The organism is Aestuariivita sp. (assembly GCF_021404545.1).
Taxonomy (GTDB): domain Bacteria; phylum Pseudomonadota; class Alphaproteobacteria; order Rhodobacterales; family Rhodobacteraceae; genus Aestuariivita.
Map to the genome: position 1 here is coordinate 1 of NZ_JAAWWD010000058.1, position 4,265 is coordinate 4,265.

A 4,265-nucleotide genomic window follows, 5' to 3' on the forward strand; every position below is an offset into this window, starting at 1 on the left:
CTAGTATGGCTGTGGTTTCTTTGTTGTACCCGGGGGCAGAGCAATCCCGCCCCCCGTGTTTGAATTAGTTCTTGGGGGCGTGGATGCGCCCCCCCCTGCCGGGCCGACGGCGAGCCCGCCGTCCCAACATACCCCGCGCCGCAACATGTTCGGTCCATTTGCCCGCCGCACCCTTGCCGCGGGTCGGTCCGGTGAGCCGGACATAGAGGCTGCGACCGGGAGAGTTGCCGACATCGCCGACGACCCAGTAATGACCCTGTTTTCGGCCGTTGGAGAGGTATTGGCGGCATAAAGCCTCGGCCTCGCGGCTCAGCTTTTGCGATAGGTCCGTTGCGGGACTGTCCATATCGGTCTCCTCAATGATACGCAGAAAAAAGGGCCTGCCGCGTCCGACAGGCCCCAGGGCGAGGGAGTTAGGGGGAGTGTCTCCCTCGGTTGGTGGTCGCCAACTGCTCGAATGTGGGCGAAGGCGGCTTCGGCGACCGTTCGATCATCACCCAATTGGGCTCGTCGAACCATCGGCCGTGCGCCGCCGGATGCCTGCCTTTATGCGATCACTCGGCGGCCTGGAGCGCGGGCTCTTCGTCCTCGACTACCGGTTCGTCGGACGTCACATCGCCATCATCGACGATCTCGAACTCCGGCTCGTCGGGCTCTTCCGCGAGTGGAGCCGTGCGCAGCGGTTGCGGGAGCCAGCCCGTGCCCGCGAGCAGTTCTTCCGCGGCTTCGACCATGTCGGGCTTCTTGAACCCGGCGATCCGGTCGGCGTCCTTGTCGCCTTTCGCCTCGCGCACAGCGGCGAGGATCTGCGCCTTGGTCACGCGGCCGAGATAGCTGTCCGCTGTCGGCTTCCAGCCCGCCTTTACCATGTCGAGCCCTAGCGTCGATGCGAGGATGTCGGCATGGACGATCTGGCGCGGCTTGCCGTGATGCGGTTCCTGCACGGCGTTGACGGTCATCGCCACGCAGTGGGCGAAGAGCGCGTCGCGGCTGTCGCTGTCCCATTCGGTCAGGACGTCCCACAGGTCTTCCGGCTGCTTCGGGAGATTGTCTGCCCAGGTCTCGATGCCAAGATCAATCGACTGGACGTACGTAGCCTCGCCGACGTTCGGGGCCTGCGACCCGAACTGGGTGGAGCGCGGGCTGATTTCGACACAGCTGTCTTGACCGTAGTGGTAGAAGAGCTGCAGGACCATCGTGTGCAGGCAGGCGAGCATCGCCAGTTGCGGATCGTTCGCGAGCGCGTCCCGCAGCGCCATCGTGCGATGGACGGTAAGTTCGCAGACGAGGCGATCCGACAGCGGCTTGGTGCCGTCGTCATCTTCTTCCTCATCCTGATCAGTCACCGGATCGGATGCGTCAGCGATTGCATCGTCTGTGTCGGGATCGACTGTCTCGCCGTCGGCACTGCCCTCGGGCTCGAGTGCCGGTTCATCCTCCGGCCGCACGTAGCCACGTTCGACGCGCAGACCGCCAGCGCTGTCGATGCTGACGAATGCCCCCGCGATGGCGTAGTCCTCCGCCTCAAACCGGATCGGGCGGTTCTGGAGCGCTTCCATCGCCGTCTCGATCTCGCCGAGCCGTTCGTCCACCTCCTCGGGGAGTTCATCCGCCTCGGCATAGTCGACTTCGAGCTTCTCGTACTCGGCCTTGAGCGCCTCGTAGGTCTTCTCTTCCTCTTCGCTCATCGGCTCCGCCTCGCCCCGAATGCGCCGCAGATCGTAGGTGTGGCCGTAAGGAAAGTCGGTCGCGACCTCGATCCAATGCCACTCTTCGGCGCGGATCGCCTCGGCTTCCTCGTTCAGCTTCTCGGTGACCATGGTTTCCAGCAGCGCCGCGTCCTGCAGCCAGCCGCCATCGTCGGTCTGGAAGAGGTCGCGCAGCACTTCGCCGCCTGCTTCGACATAGTTGTCGAGGCCGACGAATTGCGCCCGCCGGTCGGAAGCGCGCACGGCGCCTTCGGTCAGCATGCGGCGGATTTCGTAGGGTTGCTTATTGTAGTGCTGCTTGAGCGCGTCCCAAACCTGTTCCTGGCGTTCGTGGTCCGGCTGGACGGTGAACGCCATGAGCTGGTCGAGGGTCATCTCCTCGTCGGCGTAGGCCTCCAGCAATGCCTGCGAGACGGCGGCTAGCTTGAGGCGCTGTTTGACCACATTGACCGAAACGAAGAAGGCCGCGGCGATCTCCTCCTCGGACTTGCCCTTCTCGCGCATCGCCTGGAACGCGCGAAACTGGTCGAGCGGATGCAGCGGCGCGCGCTGGATGTTCTCGGCCAGGCTGTCCTCTTCCGCGAGACCGTCCGTGCGCACGATGCAGGGCACCGGCGCGGTCTTGTTGAGACGGCGCTGCTTCACCAGCAGTTCAAGCGCGCGGTAACGGCGACCGCCGGCCGGGATCTCGAACATGCCGGTCTCCGCGCCGTCATCATCGAGGACGGGCCGGACGGTCAGGCTCGCCAAGAGCGTGCGCCGCGCGATGTCCTCAGCCAGCTCTTCGATCGAGACGCCGGCCTTGACCTTGCGGACGTTGGACTGGCTGAGTACCAGCTTGTTGAAGGGGATGTCGCGCGAGGCGCTGAGGGTGATTTTCTTAGACTTCGTCATGGGAGTTCTCCGCGACGGGCGGTCACGAGACTCTCTCTGACCTCCAAACCCGTCACGAAACCCACGGCCCACCTCTCCCTCTAAGGAGCGATGGACCGTGGACAGCGCGTTGGGACCGAAGCGAGACGGCGGGGCCTACGCGGCAGCCTCCAACAGCTTCTTGGCACGGGTCTCCATGGTGAGCCGCGCATCCTGCTGGGGCTTGGACCGGGCGACCGCGGTGATGCCTTGGACGAAGTCGAAGACGCTCTCGGGAGGACGGCCTTCTTCGGCAAGGACGGTCTCGACGATCTTGACGGTCTCCGCCTTCGAGAAGCCGCGCGTGCGCAGGAAGTCGGTGCGGTCCTCTTCGCTGCGCGCGACGATCCGTTCGCGCGCAGACCGGATGCCCTGTATGAAGGGCTGCGGTGAGGAGTCGGCGAAGTTGGCGAGGGCTGGCGCTGCTTCATGCGCGAAACGATTGGCCGCATATTTGGAATGCCGGATCGTGATCTCCTGGAAGTCCTCGACACCCCAGAGATTGCGGTTCTGACAGACGGCCCGGAGATATAAGCTCGCGATGCCGAGCGTCTTGGCCCCGACCTCCGAGTTCCAGCAATAGAATCCCCTGAAGAAGAGGTCGGGTGAGCCGTCGGGCAACGTGCCTGCCTCGATGGGATTCCTATCGTCGACCAGGAAGAGGAAGACGTCGCGATCCGAGGCGTAGAGCGTCGTGGTGTCCTTGGTGACGTCGACCATCGGGTTGTAGACGCCTGTCGACCAGTTGAGCACGCCCGGCACCTTCCAGCGGGTATCGCCGACGCCATCGCCTGCGATACGCTGCACGGCAGAGACCAGCTCATGATCGTAGATGCGGCCATAGTCCGGACCGGTGACGGCGCGCAGCTCGGTGCGACCGTTGGCAACCTCCATCGTCTTGACCTGTTCCGCGCGGTGATTGGTGAGGCCGTATTGCAAGTTGATGCCCGCAAGCGGCGCGGGGAGTTGGCGCAGATAGGCCGCAGGCGCGCCGACGAGGCTTGCGAGCTGGCCGAAGCTCCAATGGGTCGGCGCAACGGGTGCGTCCGCATCGGGCAGAACGAGCGCGAGCTTCTCGGGATCGTCGCGATGGGCCTCGACGCGGATCGCGGCGCTCTCGACCGTCCGCGTCTTGCTCCGCTCGGCCCGGCCCTTCACCGAGGCGTAGAGGTCCGAGAGCGAGAGGTACTTCTCGTCATCGGGCCGGGAAAACCACTCGGACGATACGCGCCCATCATGCCCGCCGCGGGACATATCCACCTTGTGGCCGCCGCTCGCGGGCTGGCCGTTCATGATCTCAATCGCTGTCATGGCTGATCTCCAGGACGGGCGGTCCGAGAGCCTCTCTCTCGACCTCCAAACCCGTCACGGCGACAGCCGAAGGCCTCTCACTCTCAGGGGGCGTTGCGGGGTCTCCCCGCAGAAGGGGTCGAGCGAGACTAAAGGCTCGACCGCAGGGGAAGGCTTTCCCTCATGGATTCTTTTGAATGATTGGGAAGGTCTCGCGCTTTTTGGGCGATGTGAGCTGCTGCCGGTTTCGTGGACAGCAACTTAAGCTTTCATCGCTCTCTCCTCGTATTGCTAGGGCTTAGAGATATCCGGGTGGACGGGCCCCCCGACCTCGGAATTAGGGTGGTGTGGCTT

The 4,265-nt window shown here is 64.3% G+C and carries 3 protein-coding genes; all 3 read right to left on the reverse strand.

Features of this window, described 5'->3' with window-relative positions; all coding sequences use genetic code 11:
- Positions 1-64: 64 nt before the first annotated feature.
- Positions 65-346: a hypothetical protein gene (locus tag HEP69_RS17585; RefSeq protein ID WP_290559798.1), complete on the reverse strand. Its 282-nt coding sequence runs from the start codon at positions 344-346 to the stop codon at positions 65-67.
- Positions 347-554: 208 nt separating this feature from the next.
- Positions 555-2,603 (reverse strand): ParB/RepB/Spo0J family partition protein, encoded by a 2,049-nt coding sequence (locus tag HEP69_RS17590; RefSeq protein ID WP_290559799.1) that lies wholly within the window; start codon positions 2,601-2,603, stop codon positions 555-557.
- A gap of 135 nt (positions 2,604-2,738) precedes the next feature.
- Complete coding sequence (locus tag HEP69_RS17595) at positions 2,739-3,932, reverse strand: DUF932 domain-containing protein (protein ID WP_290559800.1); 1,194 nt, start codon at positions 3,930-3,932, stop codon at positions 2,739-2,741.
- Between the last annotated feature and the right edge of the window lie 333 nt (positions 3,933-4,265).